General features: G+C 38.3%; 18 protein-coding genes and 1 pseudogene. 6 read left to right on the plus strand and 13 right to left on the minus strand.

Annotated elements, in window-relative coordinates; translation table 11 throughout:
- The first annotated feature begins 53 nt into the window (after positions 1 to 53).
- Positions 54 to 1397: a HAMP domain-containing sensor histidine kinase gene (locus tag J2X07_RS12545; RefSeq protein WP_310259818.1), complete on the plus strand. Its 1344-nt coding sequence runs from the start codon at positions 54 to 56 to the stop codon at positions 1395 to 1397.
- A 679-nt stretch (positions 1398 to 2076) separates the two neighbouring features.
- Here the strand turns inward: J2X07_RS12545 and J2X07_RS12550 are convergent.
- The 11 genes and pseudogenes from J2X07_RS12550 to J2X07_RS12600 all read right to left on the minus strand — a co-directional run.
- Positions 2077 to 2472: pseudogene (locus tag J2X07_RS12550) on the minus strand (sigma factor); the annotation flags it as partial.
- 452 nt (positions 2473 to 2924) lie between these two features.
- Positions 2925 to 4625: a pyruvate oxidase gene (locus J2X07_RS12555; protein ID WP_310259821.1), complete on the minus strand. Its 1701-nt coding sequence runs from the start codon at positions 4623 to 4625 to the stop codon at positions 2925 to 2927.
- A 125-nt stretch (positions 4626 to 4750) separates the two neighbouring features.
- A complete protein-coding gene (locus J2X07_RS12560) occupies positions 4751 to 6112 on the minus strand; it encodes an aspartate aminotransferase family protein (RefSeq protein WP_310259106.1) in 1362 nt (453 codons plus the stop codon).
- 14 nt (positions 6113 to 6126) lie between these two features.
- Complete coding sequence (locus tag J2X07_RS12565) at positions 6127 to 7593, minus strand: CoA-acylating methylmalonate-semialdehyde dehydrogenase (protein WP_310259108.1); 1467 nt, start codon at positions 7591 to 7593, stop codon at positions 6127 to 6129.
- Between the two features lie 123 nt (positions 7594 to 7716).
- Positions 7717 to 9339: a PucR family transcriptional regulator gene (locus J2X07_RS12570; RefSeq protein ID WP_310259110.1), complete on the minus strand. Its 1623-nt coding sequence runs from the start codon at positions 9337 to 9339 to the stop codon at positions 7717 to 7719.
- Positions 9340 to 9515: 176 nt separating this feature from the next.
- Positions 9516 to 9728, minus strand: a complete 213-nt coding sequence (locus J2X07_RS12575) for a hypothetical protein (protein ID WP_310259112.1) — start codon at positions 9726 to 9728, stop codon at positions 9516 to 9518.
- A 78-nt stretch (positions 9729 to 9806) separates the two neighbouring features.
- On the minus strand, positions 9807 to 11267 hold the full coding sequence (locus J2X07_RS12580; protein ID WP_310259114.1) for an NCS1 family transporter: 1461 nt from the start codon (positions 11265 to 11267) through the stop codon (positions 9807 to 9809).
- Between the two features lie 114 nt (positions 11268 to 11381).
- Positions 11382 to 12797 (minus strand): dihydropyrimidinase, encoded by a 1416-nt coding sequence (gene hydA, locus J2X07_RS12585; protein ID WP_310259116.1) that lies wholly within the window; start codon positions 12795 to 12797, stop codon positions 11382 to 11384.
- A 44-nt stretch (positions 12798 to 12841) separates the two neighbouring features.
- Positions 12842 to 14119 (minus strand): NAD-dependent dihydropyrimidine dehydrogenase subunit PreA, encoded by a 1278-nt coding sequence (gene preA, locus J2X07_RS12590; RefSeq protein WP_310259117.1) that lies wholly within the window; start codon positions 14117 to 14119, stop codon positions 12842 to 12844.
- Positions 14120 to 14158: 39 nt separating this feature from the next.
- A complete protein-coding gene (locus J2X07_RS12595; RefSeq protein WP_310259824.1) occupies positions 14159 to 15496 on the minus strand; it encodes an NAD(P)-dependent oxidoreductase in 1338 nt (445 codons plus the stop codon).
- A 104-nt stretch (positions 15497 to 15600) separates the two neighbouring features.
- Positions 15601 to 16491, minus strand: coding sequence for a nitrilase-related carbon-nitrogen hydrolase (locus J2X07_RS12600; protein WP_310259119.1), 891 nt, complete (start codon positions 16489 to 16491; stop codon positions 15601 to 15603).
- A 425-nt stretch (positions 16492 to 16916) separates the two neighbouring features.
- On the opposite strand from J2X07_RS12600, the gene J2X07_RS12605 reads away from it, so the two are divergent.
- The 3 genes from J2X07_RS12605 to J2X07_RS12615 all read left to right on the plus strand — a co-directional run bounded on the left by J2X07_RS12605 (position 16917) and on the right by J2X07_RS12615 (position 18173).
- The gene (locus J2X07_RS12605; RefSeq protein ID WP_310259121.1) at positions 16917 to 17351 is read left to right on the plus strand and encodes a DMT family transporter; all 435 of its coding nucleotides are present in this window, start codon (positions 16917 to 16919) and stop codon (positions 17349 to 17351) included.
- Between the two features lie 71 nt (positions 17352 to 17422).
- Positions 17423 to 17758 carry an aminotransferase yhxA gene (locus J2X07_RS12610; protein WP_396194155.1) on the plus strand — a complete coding sequence of 112 codons (336 nt, stop codon included), beginning with the start codon at positions 17423 to 17425 and terminating at the stop codon, positions 17756 to 17758.
- A gap of 19 nt (positions 17759 to 17777) precedes the next feature.
- On the plus strand, positions 17778 to 18173 hold the full coding sequence (locus tag J2X07_RS12615; protein ID WP_310259124.1) for a DUF350 domain-containing protein: 396 nt from the start codon (positions 17778 to 17780) through the stop codon (positions 18171 to 18173).
- A gap of 26 nt (positions 18174 to 18199) precedes the next feature.
- Here the strand turns inward: J2X07_RS12615 and J2X07_RS12620 are convergent, their stop codons facing one another.
- Positions 18200 to 18649 carry an RNA helicase gene (locus tag J2X07_RS12620; protein WP_310259125.1) on the minus strand — a complete coding sequence of 150 codons (450 nt, stop codon included), beginning with the start codon at positions 18647 to 18649 and terminating at the stop codon, positions 18200 to 18202.
- Between the two features lie 61 nt (positions 18650 to 18710).
- Between J2X07_RS12620 and J2X07_RS12625 the strand changes: the two genes are divergently transcribed.
- Positions 18711 to 19955 carry a glutathionylspermidine synthase family protein gene (locus J2X07_RS12625; protein ID WP_310259127.1) on the plus strand — a complete coding sequence of 415 codons (1245 nt, stop codon included), beginning with the start codon at positions 18711 to 18713 and terminating at the stop codon, positions 19953 to 19955.
- 328 nt (positions 19956 to 20283) lie between these two features.
- Here J2X07_RS12625 and J2X07_RS12630 read toward each other — a convergent pair whose 3' ends face one another.
- Positions 20284 to 20436 carry a YrzI family small protein gene (locus J2X07_RS12630; RefSeq protein ID WP_310259129.1) on the minus strand — a complete coding sequence of 51 codons (153 nt, stop codon included), beginning with the start codon at positions 20434 to 20436 and terminating at the stop codon, positions 20284 to 20286.
- A gap of 613 nt (positions 20437 to 21049) precedes the next feature.
- Here J2X07_RS12630 and menA point away from each other — a divergent pair.
- Positions 21050 to 21940, plus strand: coding sequence for a 1,4-dihydroxy-2-naphthoate octaprenyltransferase (menA, locus tag J2X07_RS12635; RefSeq protein ID WP_310259131.1), 891 nt, complete (start codon positions 21050 to 21052; stop codon positions 21938 to 21940).
- The last annotated feature ends 47 nt before the right edge of the window (positions 21941 to 21987 follow it).

Consider the following 21987-nt stretch of genomic DNA (forward strand, 5'->3'; position numbering starts at 1 on the left):
AAGGAGTGGAAGGCTTTCTCTTGACTATCGTCATGAGTCTTCGGCCAATTTATATGAAAATCAGAACTAAAATCCATCTATTTACGAGTCTTGTCATTCTTTCCATACTTCTTATCACCAGCCTCTTAATCAGTCTGTTATTTTACGAAAGATCGTTAAGTGAGACCAAGGATATACTAGAGAGTCAGGGTGACCTCATTCTTGAAAACCACTCATCTTCCGAGTTGATGACTAAAAGAAATGACCTTCTACGTCCCTACGTCACAGATGATGGTATGATACGCATCATTTCACCTGAATCGCAAGTGATTAACTCTGCATTCAAAGAGACTAATTTGAAATTAATGAAACCCATCTTTCATGTTAAAGAGGACTTTAGCAGGGAAATAGTCGGAAATCATAAAGTTATGTTGTACCACTTGCCAATCAACAGTGATGGTCATTTTGTGGGATCCATTGAGATTGCTCAAAACTTGGACACATTATACGACAATATGACCTTATTAATGATGATTTTACTAGGTACAACAATTCTAGCCATTTTACTATCTTTTATTGCCGGCAGACTGTTAGCAAATATACTGTTACGGCCGATTTCTTCTATGAGCCAAACGATGAGTGATATTCAACATAGCGGGGAATTTATTAAAATACCTATTCTTAGTCGTTCTAAAGACGAATTAACAATGATGACGGGAACTTTTAATCATATGATTGGTCAACTGGAATCAAACTTTGAAAAGCAGCAACAATTTCTTGAAGATGCATCACACGAACTTAAAACGCCACTTACGATCGTAGATAGCTATACAAAATTACTAAAGCGCTGGGGCTCTAAAGAGCCTGCCATATTATCAGAAGCTATTGATGCTATTCATCTTGAATCTCAGAGAATGAAAGATTTAATCAACCAACTTCTTGCTGTTGCTCACGATAATGAAGAAGTTGCAACAGAGAAGATCCAACTTGTTCCTTATTGTGAAAAACTAATTCAACCATTTATTCGAAGTACCCAAAGAATGATCATGATTTCCTCAAGTGCTGAATCCATCTCATGCTACACCGACCCACCAAAGCTAGAACAGTTACTAAGGATATTAATAGATAACGCCATTAAATACAGTGAAAATGAGATACACATATGTATACAAAAACAGAAAAATATCATCTCTATTACAATAAAAGATGAAGGTGTAGGTATTCCTGCGGATGACCTTCCACATGTCTTTGAAAGATTTTACAGGATCGATAAATCAAGGCATCGAGCAACTGGTGGAAGTGGTCTTGGTTTATCGATTGCCAAGTCGATTGCTAAAAGTCTTAGAGGAACAATTACTGTTGAGAGTATTTTTGGAAAAGGCACCAATGTCCAAGTAAACCTTCCATCCATCTTATAATGAAATGAACACTTTCATAATTTTTTGTATAAATGAAAAAACATTGATAATACGTTTTCAATAGAAAAACGTATTCTGTTCATTTTTAATAAGGGAAGTGCTAATTTTCAATGTTAAAGAAATTTCTAAAATGAGTTCATTACAGGATGAACCATATTCATAAAATTTACAATTTGGACATTAACTTGTTCTTCAAGCTCCACAGTTCCTTGTTCAAGGGCAAGTGTTGCCTGCTTATGTCCTTCTCCATAATCACTTGAAAATATTAAAATATTTTTCAATTACATCACTGGAGTCATTAATAAGCCGCTGATTCCAACTGCTGAGAGAACCTTAGTATTTAATTTCATATTTTCCTCCTCCTAAAAAAATTGGGTTACAAGTTAATAATATCCACCTCTGCTAAAAATTTTCTAAACGATTTCTTAAATATTTCTTAAATTTAATAATTTATGTGCTTTAATAACTTCCTTGAAGATTAATACAGCTAAAAAAACAAGTTCTTTTATGAACGTGAATACGTATCTAACTTCAAAATAAATCAAGACGATTTTGTTATTCCTTCAATCCTACGAATAGATAAGCTTATCATCATATTCCACAATCTGGCCCATTTGTTGAATAACTTAATATGTAAAAGTTTAAATACAAAATTTGTTAATGTAGTTTTATTATATAGTAAACACAAGTCTTTATTTTTTCTCTTACATAAATCATGCACTACTAATGACATTAGAATCTCATTCTCAATACATCTTGCTGCATACGTTGCCAGCTTTGTTCCCTTTCCTCTGGAATAACTCTCAATGGCTTTGATTAAGCCGATCGTTCCAATAGAGATAAGATCTTCTGTATCTTCCCCTGTGTTTTCAAATTTTTTGACGTTGTGAGCGACAAGTCTTAAATTATGCTCGATCAGCAATCCTCTTGCATGCTCATCTCCGTTTGCAATATCTTTTAAGTACTGCTTTTCTTCATTCTCAGACAGCGGCTGTGGAAAAGCATTGTTTTTTACATATGAGACAAAGAGCATAACTTCTTTGAAAAAATAAACCAACACACCTACTAATGACATAACAGCACCTCCAAGGCATATTCCTTTTTTATGTTTATGCTGCCCTGGGCTTGGGTGTATCTGTACTAGGAAAATGGTGAGTGATCCTTTTTTAAAGGCTGTTTTCGCATTCATTGTTGCTATTGAAAGTAGTTGATTTCCGTTTCGGTTGCTCGCTTTCCGCAGGGCAGGCGGTGAGCCACATTCGTACGTTTCACTTTTAAGTGTCTCACCTGCCCGCCTGTCCTGCAGGAGTCTCACACCTTACACTCCAATCAACTGTCAAAGAAGACAATATATAAGATTAAAAGCAACAATCTTTAAGAAAAGAGCTTTTTTAAAAGATGTTTTTAAACTATTAAATCTTTTCAACAAAAAACCGAGTCCTCCACTCTAATGGAACTCGGTTTTATTACTAAAGATATAGGTCATCGTTCTCATAATAGAAAGACAAGCACCAGCTTTTTTGTCTTTCATAGTGGTGGTTTATGTATTTTTCCTTCTTGAAACAATTCTTTTAACATATGACGGGCATAGCCTGTGGCTTGTCCTAATGTTATTTTAGCTGGAAGTGGTGCTTCATTTGCATCCACAATAACATCGATAATGCACGGTTTATTTGCAGATATCGCTTTTTTCAAGACGGGTAGTAGATCATCGGGGTGTTCCACCTTGTACCCCATTCCTCCGCAAATGTCGGCATACCGAGCAAAATCCGGATTATGCAAGTTGGTTCCAAATTCGGCATTGCCCATTACTTCCTGCTCAAATTTTATCATTGCGATTTTGTGATTATTTAAAACAATGACGATTAGAGGGAGTTTGTATTTTACAGCAGTGACAAAGTCATTCATCATCATTTGGAATCCGCCATCTCCGCAAATGGCAAATACCTGTTTATTGGGAAAAGCCATTTTTCCAGCAATCGCTCCAGGTAAACCGCATCCTAATGTTGCTAGCCAGCTTGAGATTACAAATTTTTGATTTGTCATTTTAAAATGGCGGGCCATCCATACGGTAACATTCCCTACATCTACTGACAGAACGGCATCATCATCTGCAACTTCTTGGAGCGCATGAATGACGCGTTGCGGCTTGATAGGAATTGAATCATCTTGTTCCTGCTCTTGTAATTTTTCCCGCCATTCGTTTATATTTTTCTGGCATTGTTTCAAGAAAGTGCCCTCATTGTTATTGTTTATCAATGGTATGAGACGGTTTAACGTCTGAAAAGAATCACCAGCAAGCCCCACATCAACGGAATAGCGTTTTCCAATTTGAGAGGGATCTGTATCAATTTGTAGAGTCTTCGCATTTTTAGGCAGAAATCCAGTAAACGGAAACGAAGTACCAACCATGATTAATGTATCAGCATCCTCCATTGCTGCAGTTGCCGGTTTAGTACCAATTAAGCCTAGCCCTCCCAAACAATAAGGGTGTTCATCTGGAATGACACCTTTACCTGGCAGGCTAAGTATAATAGGAGCTCGCATTTTTTCAGCAACTGCCAGTAGAGATTCACTTGCACCTTTAGCACCTTTACCTGCTAATATTACTGGTCGTTTTGCTTGATTTAAAATCGCTGCTGCTTGCTCTAAATCTCTTTCTTGTGGAAGTATTGTGGACTGTACATAAAACGAATTTGTTTGTCGGGCATGCCTCTGAACTTTAAACTTTGGGACATCATCCGGAATGATTAGAACGGAGACACCTTTTTTGTCGTAGGCTGTTCTAATTGCCTGATTTAATATAACAGGAAGTTGTTCGGCTGACATAACCATTTGGCTATATACGGCCACATCCTTAAAAACATTAACCAGATCGATTTCTTGGAAGAAATCCGTTCCAATTAAATCTGTTTCTACTTGTCCAACAATGGCTAACACTGGTGCTTTATCCAATTTCGCATCATATAGTCCATTTAATAAATGAATGGCACCAGGTCCCGCAATGCCCATACAAACACCTAGTTTACCTGTTAATTTCGCATAAGCGGCTGCTGCTAATGCCCCTGCTTCTTCATGTCTGACTTGAATAAACTGGATTTTATCTTGCACTTTTCTTAAGGACTCTATTAAGGTATTTATTGAATCTCCTGGCATTCCATATATATGATCGACTCCCCAATCGATTAGGCAATCCATCATCATGTCACCTGCTGAAGTATTAAACATCATATATCCTCCTAGTTGTTTATACTAGATGGTATTATTTCCAATTTTTAATAAATCATTATTCGTGCAGCATTTAAACATAAAGTGAGGGTGACTCTTTTAAGTCACCCTCACTTGTTTTTCATTTAATTCACTAATGTATTCAATGCATTTGTGAGAGTCTTGATGATAAATGTTAAATCCTCGTTTTCAAGACTTAATGGAGGTGCTAATGTGAGCACATTGTTAAAACCTGCTACTGTCACACCGTTTTTCCCGATGATCAATCCATTCTTTTTACACAGCCCAATGATACCATTTACCATATCTGTTGAAAGTGGCTCTTTCGTTGCTTTATCTTTTACAAGTTCTATACCGACTAGAAGCCCCTTACCTCGAACATCACCGACATATGGATTGTTTTGCAATTGTGCCTGCAAATCATTTAATAATTGATCTCCTAATTCTCGTGAACGATCGAATAACTTTTCATTTTCCATAATCTCAAGATTTTTCAACGCAAGCGCACAAGCTGCAGGGTTACCTCCGAATGTGTTTACGTGTCTAAAGAAGTCGTATTCATCATTTCCTTTAAACGCTTCGTACACCTCTTTCCTTACTGCAGTTGCAGAAAGCGGCAAATATGCAGAAGTGATCCCTTTTGCCATTGTAATGATGTCCGGCTGCACGTCATAATTCATAAAGCCAAATGGTTTTCCAGTCCGGCCGAATCCGCAGATAACCTCATCTACAATTAATAGTGCACCATGTTTTTCACAAGTTTCTTTGACAGCTTTCATGTATCCATCCGGAGGCATTAACACACCGCCACCGGTAATGATGGGTTCCATAATCATCGCTGCGATCGTCTCGCTGAGCTCCCATGTCATCATGCGCTCGACCTCTTGAACACAGGCCATTTCAAGAGCGTTATCTAGATTAGCATCCGGCATTCGATATGAGTCAGGAGGGGTTACATGAAGAAATCCTGGTGCAAGTGGCTCATATTTGTATTTTCTCTGTGCTTGACCTGTTGCAGCAAGTGCTCCCATAGAACTGCCGTGATAGGCTCGATAACGTGAAACAATCTTATATCGATTATACTGTCCCTTTTGCTGGTGGTATTGTCTTGCGATTTTAAAAGCAGCTTCATTCGCTTCAGAGCCGCTGTTAGAAAAAAAGAGAACATAATCCCCGCCGAGCATTTCATTTAACTTTTCAGCGAGTTTTACAGCAGGCACGTGACTATGGGTTAACGGAAAATAGGCCATTTCCTTCAATTGTTCATAAGCAGCATCTGCAAGTTCGGTTCTGCCATAGCCGACATTTACACACCACAAACCAGCCATTGCATCTAAATATTTATCACCGTTTATATCAGTTACCCAGGCGCCTTTGGAGCTCGAAACGACCATTGTAGCGTTCGGATTATAAGGTTTCATAGAATGCCAGACAAACTGATCATCTTTTTTAAGAACGTCTTGGGATTGATCGATTTGATGAACCATTACACCCACCCCTTTTAATAATCGTAACGAGACGTGATCATTTTTTTACGGGTAAAGAAATTGATGCCATCTTTACCATTCACATGCAGATCTCCATAGAATGAATCTTTCCACCCGGAGAACGGAAAGAAAGCCATTGTTGCAGGAACTCCTACATTAATTCCGAGCATGCCTGCATCTGCTTCTTCACGGAATTGACGGACAGCTTGTGCATTTTTCGTATAAAGTGTGGCACCATTTCCATATCTAGACTTTCTGATGTATTCTAGACCTTCATTTAAATCTTCAGCACGTAAAATACTGAGAACAGGCGCAAATATTTCTTCCTTAGCAATCGTCATTTCTGGTGTGACACGGTCAAATATCGTAGCTCCCAAGAAATTCCCCTCATTAAAATCAGACATTTCTCGTCTGCCATCTCGAATCAAGTCGGCACCTTCTTCAATGCCTTTTTCAATAATCCCGAGTACTTTTTGTCGATGAGAATCTCTAATAATTGGTGTCAATAAAACTTCATCGTCCAATCCACTGCCTATTGTCAGATCATCAGCTTTCTTCCGGATTTCTTCTACAAATTTATCATTATTCCCTACAACTACCACAGCACTGCATGCCATACATCGTTGACCGGCACTGCCAAAAGTTGAGCTTATAATATTTTGAACGGCTTTTTCCGTATCCGCATCAGGCATGACGATATGATGATTTTTTGCTCCAGAAAGGGCTTGAACTCTTTTACCGTTTAATGCTGCTTTTTCGTATACATATTTCGCAACTGGCTGTGAACCTACAAAGGAAATAGCTTTAATCGCTTCATGCTCCAAAAGACCGTTTACGACATCATGAGCACCATGCACAATATTGAAAACACCTTCTGGCAGACCTGCTTCCGTTAATAATTCTGCTAAACGATTGGCAAGAATTGGTGTTCTTTCCGAAGGCTTTAGAATAAACGTGTTTCCACACACAATCGCCAGCGGGAACATCCATAATGGGACCATCATAGGAAAGTTAAAAGGAGTGATTCCACCGACAATACCAAGAGGGTATCGGAACATTTCTGAATCAATTTCTTCTGCAATGTTAGAAAGCGTTTCGCCCATCAAATGAGTTGGGGCACCAGAAGCAAATTCCACACATTCAATTCCGCGTTGAACTTCTCCATATGCTTCTTTGTATGCTTTGCCGTTCTCCTGTACAACTAATTTGGCAAGTTCTTCATGATTTTCTGTTAAAAGGTAGTGAAATTTAAACATGACACGTGCACGTTTCGGAACAGGCACATGTTTCCACTTCTGAAATGCAGCATCAGCTGCCAGAATAGCTTTTTCTAGATCATCTTTCGTTGAAATAGGTACGCGTGCCAAAACTTCACCGGTAGCCGGATTAGGGACCTCCAGATCCTCAGTACTATTCGATGCAACCCATTGTCCATTAATATAATTTTTCAAAAGTTTTGTATCACTTTTCGTCACTGTCATCTTAATCGTGCCTCCTTTAAAATGAATACATGAGCGTTAAAGTCATTATCAGGAATATTAAATAGATTTTCATTATACATAATGTAAAATTATTTACCTTTCTACTTCAACATGATGCAAATTTCATGTCTTCACTTGCTCGTCTGTTTTAACACTTTGCATATGTTCTGATGAAAATAAATAATCATGAACAAATAGCATCAGTTCGATCGCAAGACGTTTTTCTGAATTCGCAATAAAATCTCTTCCTAGTAATCTTTCAAGCTTTTCAATTCGATAATATAAAGTCTGGCGAACTACGAATAGTTGTTTAGCGGTTTCTTTTTTCGACCCGCTGCACGCCAAGTAGGCTTTTAAGGTTTGGAGCAATTTCGCATTATATTTTCTGTCATACTCAATCACTGGGTAAAGGTACTCCATCATCATCTCATGAAGGTTTTCATTTGTCTTAAAGAGACTTATGACCCTGTACATATGTAAATCCTCGTAATAATGGCAAATCCGATCTGTTCCTCTATTTTTTTGCAGCTTAATCGTTTCAACAGCCGTTTCGTAGCTTCTGCCAATTTTATTCAGTGATCGATTGTACTGACCCACTGCAAAATTTGAAAACTTACATGTATGTTTCTTTATAAAATCGGTATGAAAAACCTTGTTCATCCCATTAATTAGACGCTGTTTCCAAGTATCTGCGCTGCGTTTATTCAGTAATATATAGACCATATAACCTTGTCTTTCGGTAGTTATCAAATGGAATCCTTGCTGCTCAAATACGGATCGCAAAAAAAGAATGAGGTATGTAAGATCAGAATTAGTCGTTTGATTTGTAGCCCTGCAAATCAAAACTGTGCCTCCTTGGATACACATGTCGCCTTCATGGTAAATAAGGTTATCCAGTGTCTCCTGTTCACTATAGCCTCCATCTAGCCAATTGTTGATCCACTCATTTTTTTTAGTGCGTCTTTTTTCTTCAACATACAGTTCCCGAAGAAACAATTGAGCGAGTGCGGTCGTCGTTCGATCAAGAATGAGCTGATCAAATTCATTAATTTCACGTTCATTCGAGAAAATAATGATTTCCCCCAATTGCTGTTCGAGTACTTGCAGAGGCTGTTTTACTAGAAATCGAGATTGCGGGTCATTTAAGATGCGCTCCTTAACTTCACGTTCTATTTCTTCACTCGATTCAGGCAGAAAAATAGTCTCATCGTGCGTTGTATTCATAATAATGTGCAGTCCCGTGTACTCATACATCAATTTCAGCATTTCATCGCTATTTTCAATACCTAATAATTTTTGATTAAGCTTTTGTGAATATTCCTCTAAGTCTTGTATCATTTGATAATGCTGGTTTATGAGTTGTACATGTATATCTTGAGTGATATTGACAAATTGTACTTCCTCTAAAAATAAAATAATCGGGAAGTGGTGGCGATTCGCTAAATCTACAACCTCTTTAGGGATAGATGAAGTATACGTGCCGATCTCAATGCAAAGACCGGCAGCACCACAATCAATTAATTGCTGAAGAAAATCTGTCAATAACGATGGATTGTCTTTCCAAACTACTCCTGTAGATAAAATCAATTCATTTCCATTCAACAGCTTCTTAATGTTCAAGACTTCAACGACATGAACCCATTTTACTTGCCGGGTGAGCCCTTCAAGCCCTGCAATCACTTTCGTTCGATCAAATTGATCTCTAAATAATATGTCTTTCACGGCTAAGCTCGAATGATTCTGCACACTTTACCACTCCTACCTTTAGGCAGCCATTAAATGCATAATCTTGTTGTGAGAATGTATTATCCTCTATAGCTTAGGAGATTTTCATATTTAAGTACTTTTCTGCATTCCAGGGAGGCTTCTTTTCCATCAAAGTCTTAGTTACTTCACACGGAAACTAGCTTTCTTCAAATCAATTAGACGGAACGGTTTTGTAGAAGAATCAGATTTGAAAAATACTTGCGGCCATCAGCCGTCTTAATATGAATAGTAACTGCATCATCTTTTGATTTCTCAAACTGGACAAATGCTCCGCTCAAATTTTCCATAACATCTTTAATCTTGTAACCTTTTTCCATCATATAATCCATTTTCTCACGTTCAAGCATGTAATCTTGATAATCCGACATCCACAAACCTCCTCTGTTCCAAAAGGAAAGGAGATGACCCATTTAAAAATGTACTTTGGCTAGGTCATCCCTGTCTCATTATTTAGCGTCTTTCAATTCCACTTCTTGTATTTCATCATTCAAGTCCCAATCTCTTCCTACAGTAATACCAAGATACTTGTCATCACTTGGGTCTTCGATTTCAGCTTGCTTATATTTTTTAAAATACCAATATTTACAAAGAACATAATAACAAGCTGCACCGAGACCAAAACCGATTAGAAAGGAGTAACTCGGAATGAAATAAGAGACGACAGCTCCGATCACCCAAGAAATGAAGCCTGCAACGTTCACTCCGCCTGCATATTTAAACTGACCATCAAATTTGTATAAATCATATACATTTACACGCCGCTTTCTAAGCATGTAATAATCAGCAAAAAGAATGCCTACAATAGCGGAAAGAATTCCTCCTACGATAAGAAGGACCGGAATGATTATCCCGAAAAGACTCCATGGCTGAACGGCTGTACCAACGATACCTGCTGCAAATACACCAGCCCAGAACGGAAATTTAGGTCCGCCTACATTTGAAAAAATCGTCGCAGCCGGAACGATATTCGCTGCGATATTTGTTGACCATTGCGCTAGTACGATCATAAGAAGGAGTACGCCAAGTATTAGACCTGACGCTGTTTCTTGCAGCGCTAATACAGGATCATAGTTTTTTACTGCGATGTAAGCAACAGCACCAATGATAATCATAAAGGTCTGAGTCAATGGCAAAGCTACTAAATTTCCTATTAGAGCGCCCTTATTTCTTTTGAACCAATTCCTTTCAAACTTTGGCGCTTTTATAAAGCGGGATATGGTAGGGATATCTGCTGATAATGTCGCCCAGAATCCCATGTTGCTGAATATGACAACGAGGAAAGCTGTAAATGCTGCTGATCCAGTTGCAGGATCCTCTGCCCAGCTCCATACATTCCTGCCTTCAGCTGCCGCTGTTCCAGCAAGTTCCGTATACATCCAAATCGAAATGAGTAAGATTGTAGGAGCTGCCATGTCAGCAAAACGTTCTACAGCTTTTATACCAAGAGCTGTATTTACTAATTGAAGCAGTGAGAATATCAGGAAGCAGACAAACCAGTTATTAAAATTGAATAACATTCCTAAAATGCCATTCATTGCAGTCGCACCAAAATAGGTGTTGATGCCGAACCACATTGATGCAGCTACGCCACGAACAATTGAAGGGATATGTGTCCCAATTGTGCCGAATGGTGCACGCATATAAACAGGAAATGAGAGACCATGTTCAATCCCGATATCCGCAATGAGTGAAATAAATAAACCGATGGCAACTGAACCAATTACTGTTGCAAGGACAACTAAAGGCAGGGGCAGCGACATAACACCAGAGCCACCAATTGCGAATGTTGCAAGGACAACCACCATACCGACCCACATGAATGAAAAGCCTAGTGTTGTAATTTTCCTTCCATTCTGGCCAATAGGTAACAAGTCAGGAGACTTCAAATAACTTTCTTGTTTTTTCATAAACAATCACTCCTATATCCTATTTAATTGCAATTAGTGTTTCATCTGGCTGAATCTAGCACCCTTTTCGCTGTCATAATAGTTTCTTGCCTCCAAATAAAATCTTTCAAATGATTAAATTGGCAGTTTTTCATCTATTGAACTAAGTGTTTCATTATATTTTGCTCGTTTTATATAATTTCCGCTTCCAGGTTTACCAACAAACTGCTTATCACGTATTACAAATTCACCTCTTGATAGAACAGAAACTGCTTCTCCCGTTACTTTCATTCCTTCAAAGGCATTGTAATCTACCGCCATATGGTGCGTTTTTGCAGAAATCGTCCGTTCAGCTGTTGGATCAAAAATAACTAGATCCGCGTCAGCACCGACCGCTACTGTTCCTTTTTTCGGATATAAGCCAAACAGTTTCGCAATTCTCGTTGACATAATATCAACAAATTGATTCAGCGTTATTCGCCCCTTCAGTACACCTTCTGAAAAAAGAATACTAACGCGGTCTTCAATCATCGGTCCACCGTTCGGAATTTTAGAAAAGTCTCCTCTTCCAAGCTCTTTTTGACCTTTAAAATCAAAGGAACATTGATCAGAACCCAATGTTTGAAGCTGCCCATTTTTTAAAGCATTCCAAAGCACGTCCTGATTCCATTTTTCTCGAAGCGGCGGTGACCACACATATTTTGCCCCTTCAAAATCTGGTCTTTCTAAATAAGATTGATCAAGCATCAAGTATTGCGGACACGTTTCTCCCCAAACGTCATAGCCTTTATTGCGAGCTTCAGCAATTTTTTGGACCGCCTCTGCACACGATACGTGAACGACATATAGCTGTGATTTTGCTAGTCCTGTTAATTGAGCAGCTCTTCCTGTAGCTTCTCCTTCAATCTCAGGTGGTCTTGTAAGCGCGTGATAAATAGGATCCGTTTTCCCGTTTTCTAATGCTTCTTTAACTAGGTAGTCAATTACATCACCATTTTCAGCATGTACCATTACCAAGCCGCCTAGTTCCTTTGCAGTAATCAAGGTGCGGAATAATGTTTCATCATCTGCTTGGAACACATTTTTATAGGCCATGAAAACTTTGAAAGATGTAATTCCTTCTTCATTTATCACTTTAGGAAGCTGATGGAGGACGTCTTCATTGAGTTCTGAAATCATCAAATGGAAGCTGTAATCAAGAACAGACTTGTCCTTCGATTTTTTGTGCCAAATATCAATCGCGTTTTGTAACGGCTCTCCTTTGCTTGTGAGGCAAAAATCAATCACAGTTGTTGTTCCGCCGAAAGCTGCTGCTATTGTACCTGTTTCAAAATCGTCTTTAGAAACAGTCCCGCCGAATGGCATTTCTAAATGGGTATGTGGATCGATTCCTCCGGGAAACACATAGCAGCCTTTTGCATCAACCACTTCTGCACCTTGAGCATCTAAATTTTTCCCAATTGCTGATATGCGTTCATCTTCTATTAAAATATCAGCCATATACGTATCAGATGCCGTTACAATCGTTCCATTTTTTATTAATTTTTTCACAGTGTCAGTCTCCTTTCATTTTTTGTTCCGTAAAAATGGCTTAGTTACTTTATTGGATTTGCTTGAAGTGAAGAGAGTACTGATTGTCTTTCATTCCATGTCATCGGTTGATGTTCACTAGCAACCTCAATCATGTCAATCGCACCATCAACTGGACACACAATCGAACAAAGGTTGCATCCTACACAATCTTCATCACGTACCTCTAGATAAGAGTTTCCATGACCGTCCTTTAGCATATCGATACATTGATGTGATGTATCCTCGCAAGCTATATGGCATTTGTTGCAATTAATACAAACATCATTATTAATTTTTGCTACAATTTTATAATTGAGATCCAGGTTTCCCCAGTCAGAATACTTTGGAACAGATTTACCAACGATATCCCTTACCGAAGCAATACCTTTTGCATCAAGATAATTGTTCAATCCATCTATCATATCTTCGACAATCCGGAAACCGTGGTGCATGGCAGCAGTACAGACTTGAACATTAGAAGCTCCCATGAGCATAAATTCAACAGCATTCTGCCAATTTGATACTCCCCCCATTCCGGAAATCGGAACGTTGATTCGGGTGTTTCTTGCACATTCACCAACCATATTGAGTGCGATCGGCTTTACAGCAGGTCCGCAATATCCACCGTGTGCCCCTTTTCCCCCTACATGAGGAATTGTGTTCCATGAATCAAGGTCGACACCTGCTAAACTATTAATGGTATTAATCATACTGACCGCATCCGCTCCTCCACGGACTGCTGCTTCAGCTGTAGATGTAATATCCGTAATATTGGGAGTCAGTTTTACTATGACTGGCGTCTGTGCAGCTTCCTTCGCCCAATAGGTTTGCTTTTCCACAAGTTCTGGAACTTGACCTGAAGCAGATCCCATTCCACGTTCAGCCATACCATGTGGACAGCCAAAATTAAGTTCAAGACCATCTACCCCTACTGCCTCTACTTTTTTAACGATTTCATGCCATTTTTCTTGTTTAGGTTCTACCATAAGTGAAACAACAACTGCATGGTTCGGAAACCTTTTCTTCGTTTCATAAATTTCTCGTAAATTGACTTCTAGAGGACGGTCAGTAATCAATTCGATGTTGTTAAACCCGGCAACACGCTGACCGTTAAAACTAACGGCAGCAAATCTTGAAGATACATTCAAAATTGGATCGCCTAGTGTTTTCCACACAGCACCTCCCCACCCAGCTTCGAAAGCTCTTTGCACCTGATACCCAGAGTTAGTAGGAGGTGCTGAGGCTAGCCAAAATGGATTAGGTGATTGTATTCCAGCAAGGTTAATGCTTAAATCTGCCATTGTTTACTCCCCTTTCCGATGTTGCGTGTCCTTAATCTATCAAGCTGTTACAGATTGTTCTTTGTATTGTTTATGAATGGCATACGCCGCATTCTTTCCTTGCTGTGCTGCGGTAACAACCATCGCTTCCCCTACGCCTTTTCCAAAAATAACATCACCGCATGCAAATACTTTTGGATTAGAAGTCTGATAGGATTCAGAAACTTGAACTACGCCTTCTAGATGTTCAAGCTTGAAATGCTCGATCAAACTGATATGCCGTGTTTGCCCAATCGCTTTAATTACGACATCCACTGGCAGCATAAAATTTGATCCTTCTACGGGAAACGGACGTCTTCTGCCATCCTCATCAGGTTTACCGAGCTCCATTTGGATGCACTCAATTGCTTGGACTCGTCCATTGCCGTCACTATGAATTTTTACAGGCTGGGTCAACCAGCGGAATTCAACACCATCTTGTTTTGCAAATTCATATTCAAAATCATACGCTGTCATTTCCTCTAAAGTACGGCGATATAGGATTTTTACATTTTTAGCACCTAAACGAACTGAACATGTCGCACCATCTATCGCCGTATTTCCTGCACCGATAACAACAACATTTTTTCCTGCATACTGATTTGTTATTGGCTTCGTTTTTGTATCTTTTACAAATTCAATCGCATCATGGACACCAATTAAATTTTCCCCTTCAATACCAATGTTTGGAACATGGGCCATTCCTGCAGCTAACACAACACAATCATAAGAACATAAAAGCTCTTCAGCCGAAACATCTTTTCCAACAGCCGTATTCGTTCGAATTTCCACATCAAGCTGACGGACTTGATCAACCTCCCAAAAAGAGATGGATTGCGGCAAACGAAATGAAACAATGCCGTACGTATTTAAACCTCCCGCTTTTTTGGAAGCTTCGAATATGGTGACTTTATACCCGAGCAGCGCCAGCTCTCGTGCTGCAGATAATCCAGCTGGTCCGCTGCCTATAACAGCAACCGATTTTCCGTTGCTTTCACCTTTTCGGAAAAGTACTTGATCATTTTTTATAGCCCAATCTGTTGCATAGCGCTGCAAATCACCGATCATAATTGGTTTTGTGGCTTGATTAAGAACACATGCACCCTCGCAAAGTTCATCTGTTGGACAAACCCTGGCACAACTCGCTCCAACAGGATTTGAGCTCATAATCGTTTTCGCAGATCCTAATAAATTTCCTGAAGCAATTTTTTTAATAAATTTTGGGATATCAATCCCTGTTGGACAAGCTTGAATACAAGGTGCATCGTAGCAATATAAACATCGATTTGCCTCTTCAAATGCATCTTGGTTACTAAGTGCCAGATGATATTCTTGAAAATTTTTTGTCAGATCCGTCATCGATATGTGCAGCTTTTCAGATTTAGACAACTGTTAAGCCCCCTTTTGAGATGATAGAAATATAAGTTTCAGTAAAATAGTTTTTCATCCAAACTCATTAGATTTTATGGAAGCAAAGCCGTCATTTCCCCATACGTTTCTGGACGGCGATCACGGTAGAATTGCCATAAATCACGCACTTCCCGAATCATTTTCTTATTCATTTCACCGATGATTACTTCATCTTGATCTCGGCTCCCAAGAGCTACAAAGCTGCCACGGGGATCAACTAGATAAGACTGCCCATAAAATTCGCCCATATTCCAAGGTCCTTCTGTTCCCACTCGGTTAATCGCACCTAAATAGTAGCCATTTGCAACAGCATGCGCGGGCTGCTCTAGCTTCCATAAGTATTCAGATAGGCCAGCTACAGTAGCTGAAGGATTAAAAACAACTTCAGCACCTTTTAGTCCTAGTAATCTTGCACCTTCCGGAAAATGACGGTCATAACAAATGTAAACACCAACCTTGGCGAATGCCGTTTCAAACACCGGATAGCCTAGGTTACCAGGCTTAAAATAAAATTTCTCCCAAAATCCACAGCCCTCATTTCCCACTTTCACATGCGGGATATGCTGTTTTCGATATTTACCTAAATAGCTGCCATCTGCATCAATGACAGCTGCAGTATTATAATAAGTTGCAATGCCTTCACGTTCATAGATGGGGAGAACGATGACTACCCCAAGTTCCCTCGCTAATGCCATAAACTTATTTGTAGTTGGACCGTTAGGAATTTCTTCAGCAGCGTCATACCATTTCGAATTTTGTTCCGCACAAAAATAAGGACCATAGAAAATTTCCTGTAAGCAAATGATCTGTGCTCCTTTTACAGCCGCCTCTCTTACAAGTTTGATGTGCTTTTCAATCGATTTTTCTTTATGAACCGATACAGGTTCATTTCCATCCACATCATGGATCGCTTGGATCAAACCAATCTTAACTAAATCAGACATTTTCTTTTCCTCCTCTAATTTTTCATTTATGTAAAAATATAAATTGAAGCCACATATCAGAAGAATTTTTTGAATATTATGTCTATTTTAAATGGTTGAAATGATTTTTACATTTTACAAAATGTAAAAATATATAAATAATAATTATCTATTATGTAAAGAAGAGAATTTAATGATGCTGTTTCGGGGAGGGATAAATACAATGAAATGAGTACGAACGTGCTTATTAGTAAACAAGCTCTTAAATAAAAAACTATCATAAGTTTTTTAAAAATTTTGTAGAAATAACCTATGAAAATCCATTATTTTTGTCGTTATTTGAAATTTCAGTTAATTATTCTCAAAAAATTTAACTTTATGTTAAAGTAAAATCAATAAACATAGATTTTTATTAATAGTTAGCGATTGGAAAAGGTGATTATTCAATGAACTGGTTAATGGTTTTAATAGTGTTTATGGGTGGTATCGCTGTTTCTATACAGGCTGGTGTGAACGGAGGTCTTGGGAAGCAAATAGGGGTAATTGAAGGGACATTCCTCTCTTTTCTTATCGGGACGGTTACTTTATTTATAATGATGCTGATTTTTGGCAAAGGAAACCTTTTAAATGTCTCTACTGTACCAAAGTGGCAGCTTATCGGAGGACTTTTAGGTGCTTTTTATGTATATACCTTAGTTCTTACTGTCCCTAAAATCGGTGTCGCATCTGCAATCATTTCCGTAATTGTTGCACAACTGATAACAAGCTCCTTTATTGATCATTTCGGTTTGCTTGGTATGAAGCAAATCCCTATTGATGGACAGCGTATCCTTGGATTTTTATTTCTCATTGCAGCTCTTTTTTTATTTACCAAAAGATAAGCTCTAGAGCAAAATGAAAATTATGGTTTTCAAGCAGAAGTTCTACATACTATAATTAGGCTTGGAATGAGGTGAAGATTTTGAACAAAACAAAAAAGCTGATTGCAGGGGTTTCTACAGCTTCAGTTGCCGCTATTCTTTCTGGCTGTAATAATTATCAGACACAGGATATTCCTCCAAAACCGACGAATAAAGAGTGTCGAGATTGGGAATGGGACGCTGATGATGGCGTTTATGAGTGTGACGATACAAACTCTCATTATTTTGGCCATTACTATCACGGCGGAAGATTCTTTACTAGCAAAAGCAGTTTGCTTAAGAGTTCCTCGTATAAGTCCTATAAAAGCAGCTCCAGTTTTAAAGGCGGGAGTACTGGTTTTGGAAGTGGTAAAGGGTTTGGCGGATAAAAATTGAGGAGTTGTCAAAATGAACTTATTTTTAAATTTTACTTTGTACGCCGCTACAGGTCTTGCTCTTCTTTTCGCAGGATTTGTCGTATTTGAATTAACTACGAAAACAAAAGAGCTAAAACTAATCTCGAATGGCAATACAGCCGCAGCTTTGTCACTTGGCGGAAGATTGTTCGGTCTTTCTTTCGTCATCGGTTCTTCCATCGCAAATTCTTTAAGCCTTATCGACTTGCTAATTTGGGGAACTGTTGGAATCGCTGCCCAGATCATCGCGTTATTTGCAGCTGAACATTTAGCGATTCGATCTAGTATCTCTCAAGCTATTGATGCAGATAATAAAGCCGTTGGATTACTCGTGATGTTTCTCAGTCTTTCAGTCGGCTGGGTGATCGCTCAATGTTTGACTTATTAAAAAGCATGCGGCATAAGCCCGCATGCTTATAATTTTTCTCCAACATACATGACATAGACAGCACGGTCTTCATCTATCTCTGCCGAATCCCTTAAATATTGACCTTTTTGAGGGATATCAACAACATCTTTTAACAAATAGCGGATGACGTCCCAATGGCTGTTTAAAGCTTGAAGATGCAACAAAGGCATTTCACCGGTTTCATGATATTGACGAAACTCAATAAAAATTCCTCTTCCTTTATAACTTTCCTCATCAGCGAATTTTTTAGCTGTTCCCATTTCTTTTATAACTAAAATCTCTTCATTGTCTTTCATTTCGTTTGATTGAAGTTCATACTCCTTACCTTCATGAATGAAAAACTCACAAAGCTGCCGTGCATATTTTTCATCATGATTCATGTTTTCAGGAATTTTATAGCTTAAGAAAGGTTCATATTCATCTAATTTTTCAATGTAATAAGTGAGTTCCATCATTTTCAATCCCTTTTCAATTTGTTATGTTAATGATATCAGTTTTTTATGTCGCGGAGGAACTATGAGCAACTATCGAAAAGAAAGAAACGAATTTTTTAAAAAGTTACCCGAATTTTGGGCAGATATGTACGGACAAGAATATGCATTATTTCAACCGTATATTATTGATGAAAACGAAAAAGAAACGATACACGCTTTTGGCAAGAAAGTGAGTCATATTTTATTTAAAACGGCTGCACTTCTGCAATCTCCAGATCTGACAAATGAAACATTAAGATTATTGGGATTTCCGGATTCTATATTCCAGTTTCTCAGATTCCAATCACCTCTGCCAAAAACGGTGATTGGCAGAATCGATTCAATCGAGACAGAAAATGGACATAAAGTGATGGAATTTAACAGTGATACCCCAACGTTTATTTATGAGTGTTTTAAAGTAAATGGTATGCTATGTAATCATCACCATCTTATAAATCCAAATAGGGAAATGGAAAATGATTTATCAAATGCGGTGAGAACAGCCATCCTGTCATCTTACCGCCAGCTGCAAACCGATCATTCTCCAAATATTGTTTTCACTTCACATGAAGAGAATATAGAAGATAGACAGACCGTACTTTATTTAAAAGCCTTAGGTGGTTTTCCTTCACAATACATACCATTAGAGCAACTGGTAATTCAAAAAGAACATGGTTTGTTTGATCCATATGGAAAGAAAATAGATATCTTGTACAGACAAACCTTTCCGATTGAAATGCTCATTCAAGATAAAGATTTAGAAACAAATGAAGAAATCGGTTTGCAGTTAACTGATTTAGTTATTCAAAATAAACTTGCCATTATTAATCCCCCTTCCGCTTTTTTATTGCAAAGTAAAGCGGTATTAGCTGTCATCTGGGGATTGCATGAAGAACGTTCTCCGTTTTACACCCGTGACGAGCACGTATGGATTGAAGAACATTTTCTCCCTACCTATCTAGAACCAGATACGTTTTTAAAGAAGAAAGAAAAATTCGTTCAAAAACCAGTATTCGGCCGTGAAGGAGATACGGTTCGACTATTTGACGAGAACGGAAAACTTTTTGATCGTGACAAACATGAAAGTTACGAATCCTATATGAGTGTCTATCAGAAATACACCCCATTGCCAAAAATGACTTTTGAAACGGAAAAAGGTTTCGTTGAGGGCTATAGGATGACGGGAACATTTTTGATCAACGGTAAACCAAGTGCATTCGGATATCGCGTCGGCAATCGGATTACAGATAACCTCTCCTACTTCTTACCTGCAGGCATGAAGAAATAAGGATGTACTCACATCCCTTTACTGCTCTCAAAAGTGGTGAATACAAATTACCTTTTAGAAACGCTCTTTTCGAAAAGATTGTTGCTATTAAGAGGTTTCAAGTATTTCTTCTTTGAAAGTTAATTGGAGCGTAAGGGCGAGACTCCTACAGGATGAGTGGGACAGGTGAGACAATTCAATGTCGCATGGCGACGAATGGCTCACCGCACACCCTGAGGAAAGCGAGCCACTGCAGAGGAGATTAACATCATTCAAAAGCAACAAAGTTTACGAAAACAGCCTTTAGAAAAGAGCCTTCTGTGCAATCTGCACAGAAGGCTCTTTGTTGTTACATCATGGAAGACATATTGGATAATACCTTTTCTTGTGCACTTTCATAAAGAGACTTTACTCTTTTATCGTCAGCGTATCGTTCTTCTGAACGATGGTTTCTCTTGATCGAAAAGGTTATGGTTACAAAAAATAAATGCAACGTAAACATAAAATGAATCACTCCTATAATTTTAATTAGTTTTAGACTTTCTCGATTTCACCAACCTGGTCAGGTCGAGTCTTTCTCCGTTAAAAACCATGTTAATAGTGTAATGCTGATCATAATCATCACAATTCCCTCCTTTGTTTGCTGCTGTTTTCTTAAACTTTTCTGCTCTTGAAGTAATTGAATTCCGCTCCTAAAAGAAACATTCTTTTAGAAAAGAACTAAATAAAAAACACCGCAGAGCAAACCTGCGGTGTAAAAAAAGGCACAAAAAAACCGCAGGTATTCGACCCGCGGTGTCTTTACACATAATTAAATAGACAAACTGCTCCATGGGATGGTCGAACACATTTCCATATGAAATTGTATATTGCTGATTACTTTATACATCATTTTGTTCAACCTCCTCGTTTTTTTACTTTACTTAGCAAATTATACACATTTTACCAAGTGTTGTAAAGTATTTTTTATTGCCTTTAAAAGGATATGCAAGCTGCTCTAAATGTTTCCAACCATTTTTCTTTTTTTAAAAATAAGGCTATTTCACTAAATTACTTTTATGTGTACACTTTCACAATCTTTTATTATAATTATTCTGTAAAGGGGGAAATGCAAGATGATACATCCTAAAGTAATACTTGCTTCAACACGGCCAATATCACTTACCGCTTCTGTAATACCAGTATTGTTTGGAACAATACTAGCCTTACAGTGGACAAACATAGACTGGCTTACATTTTTATTAACTTTAATCGGGGCTGTGTTTCTGCAATGCGGAACAAATCTTGTAAACGATTATTTTGATCATGTAAAAGGTGCGGATACACTAGGAAGTTTAAGTCCCTCTGGTGTTATTGACAGAAAAGAAATGACGCCGCGCCAAGTGTATGCCACAGGACTCATTTTCTTTGCATTAAGCATTATTATCGGTCTAATATTAACCGCTTTAACAGGTCCAGTGGTTTTATTATTTGGTATTCCATCACTTTTAGTTGGCTATTTTTATACGGCAACTCGATATGCTCTTGCTTATAATGGATTAGGTGAAGTGGCGTCAGGCAGTACGCTTGGCATTTTAGCGGTTGTTGGTTCATTTTATACTCAGACACTTAACGTTAATGCTGAAATCTTTTTAGCGGCTATACCAAATGCTCTTTTGGTGATGTCCATTCTGCATGCTAATAATCTGAGAGACTTTGATACAGATAAACAGATCGGCAAAACGACAGTAGCAGGTTTAATCGGCAGAAAAGCTTCCCGTGTTGAGTTTTATGTCTTAATGCTTGGCACTTATTTCAGCTTGATTGGACTTATTTTCATGAATATACTCCCTGTTTGGAGCTTGATCGCTGCAGTTACATTGCCAATTGCTATAAAAGGATTAAAAATTGCGGTTTCAACATGGGATGCTAAGCAGCTTAATAAAGTTTTAGGTTTAACAGCCATGCTGCACATGGCATTCGGAATTTTATTATGTATCGGTACGTTAACAGGTATTTTATTATAAAGTTTGTTTTCGCAATCATTCTTGTTTTTGAGTGCAGTTGATTTCCG

This window comes from Fictibacillus barbaricus, from assembly GCF_031457135.1.
Taxonomy (GTDB): domain Bacteria; phylum Bacillota; class Bacilli; order Bacillales; family Fictibacillaceae; genus Fictibacillus; species Fictibacillus barbaricus_A.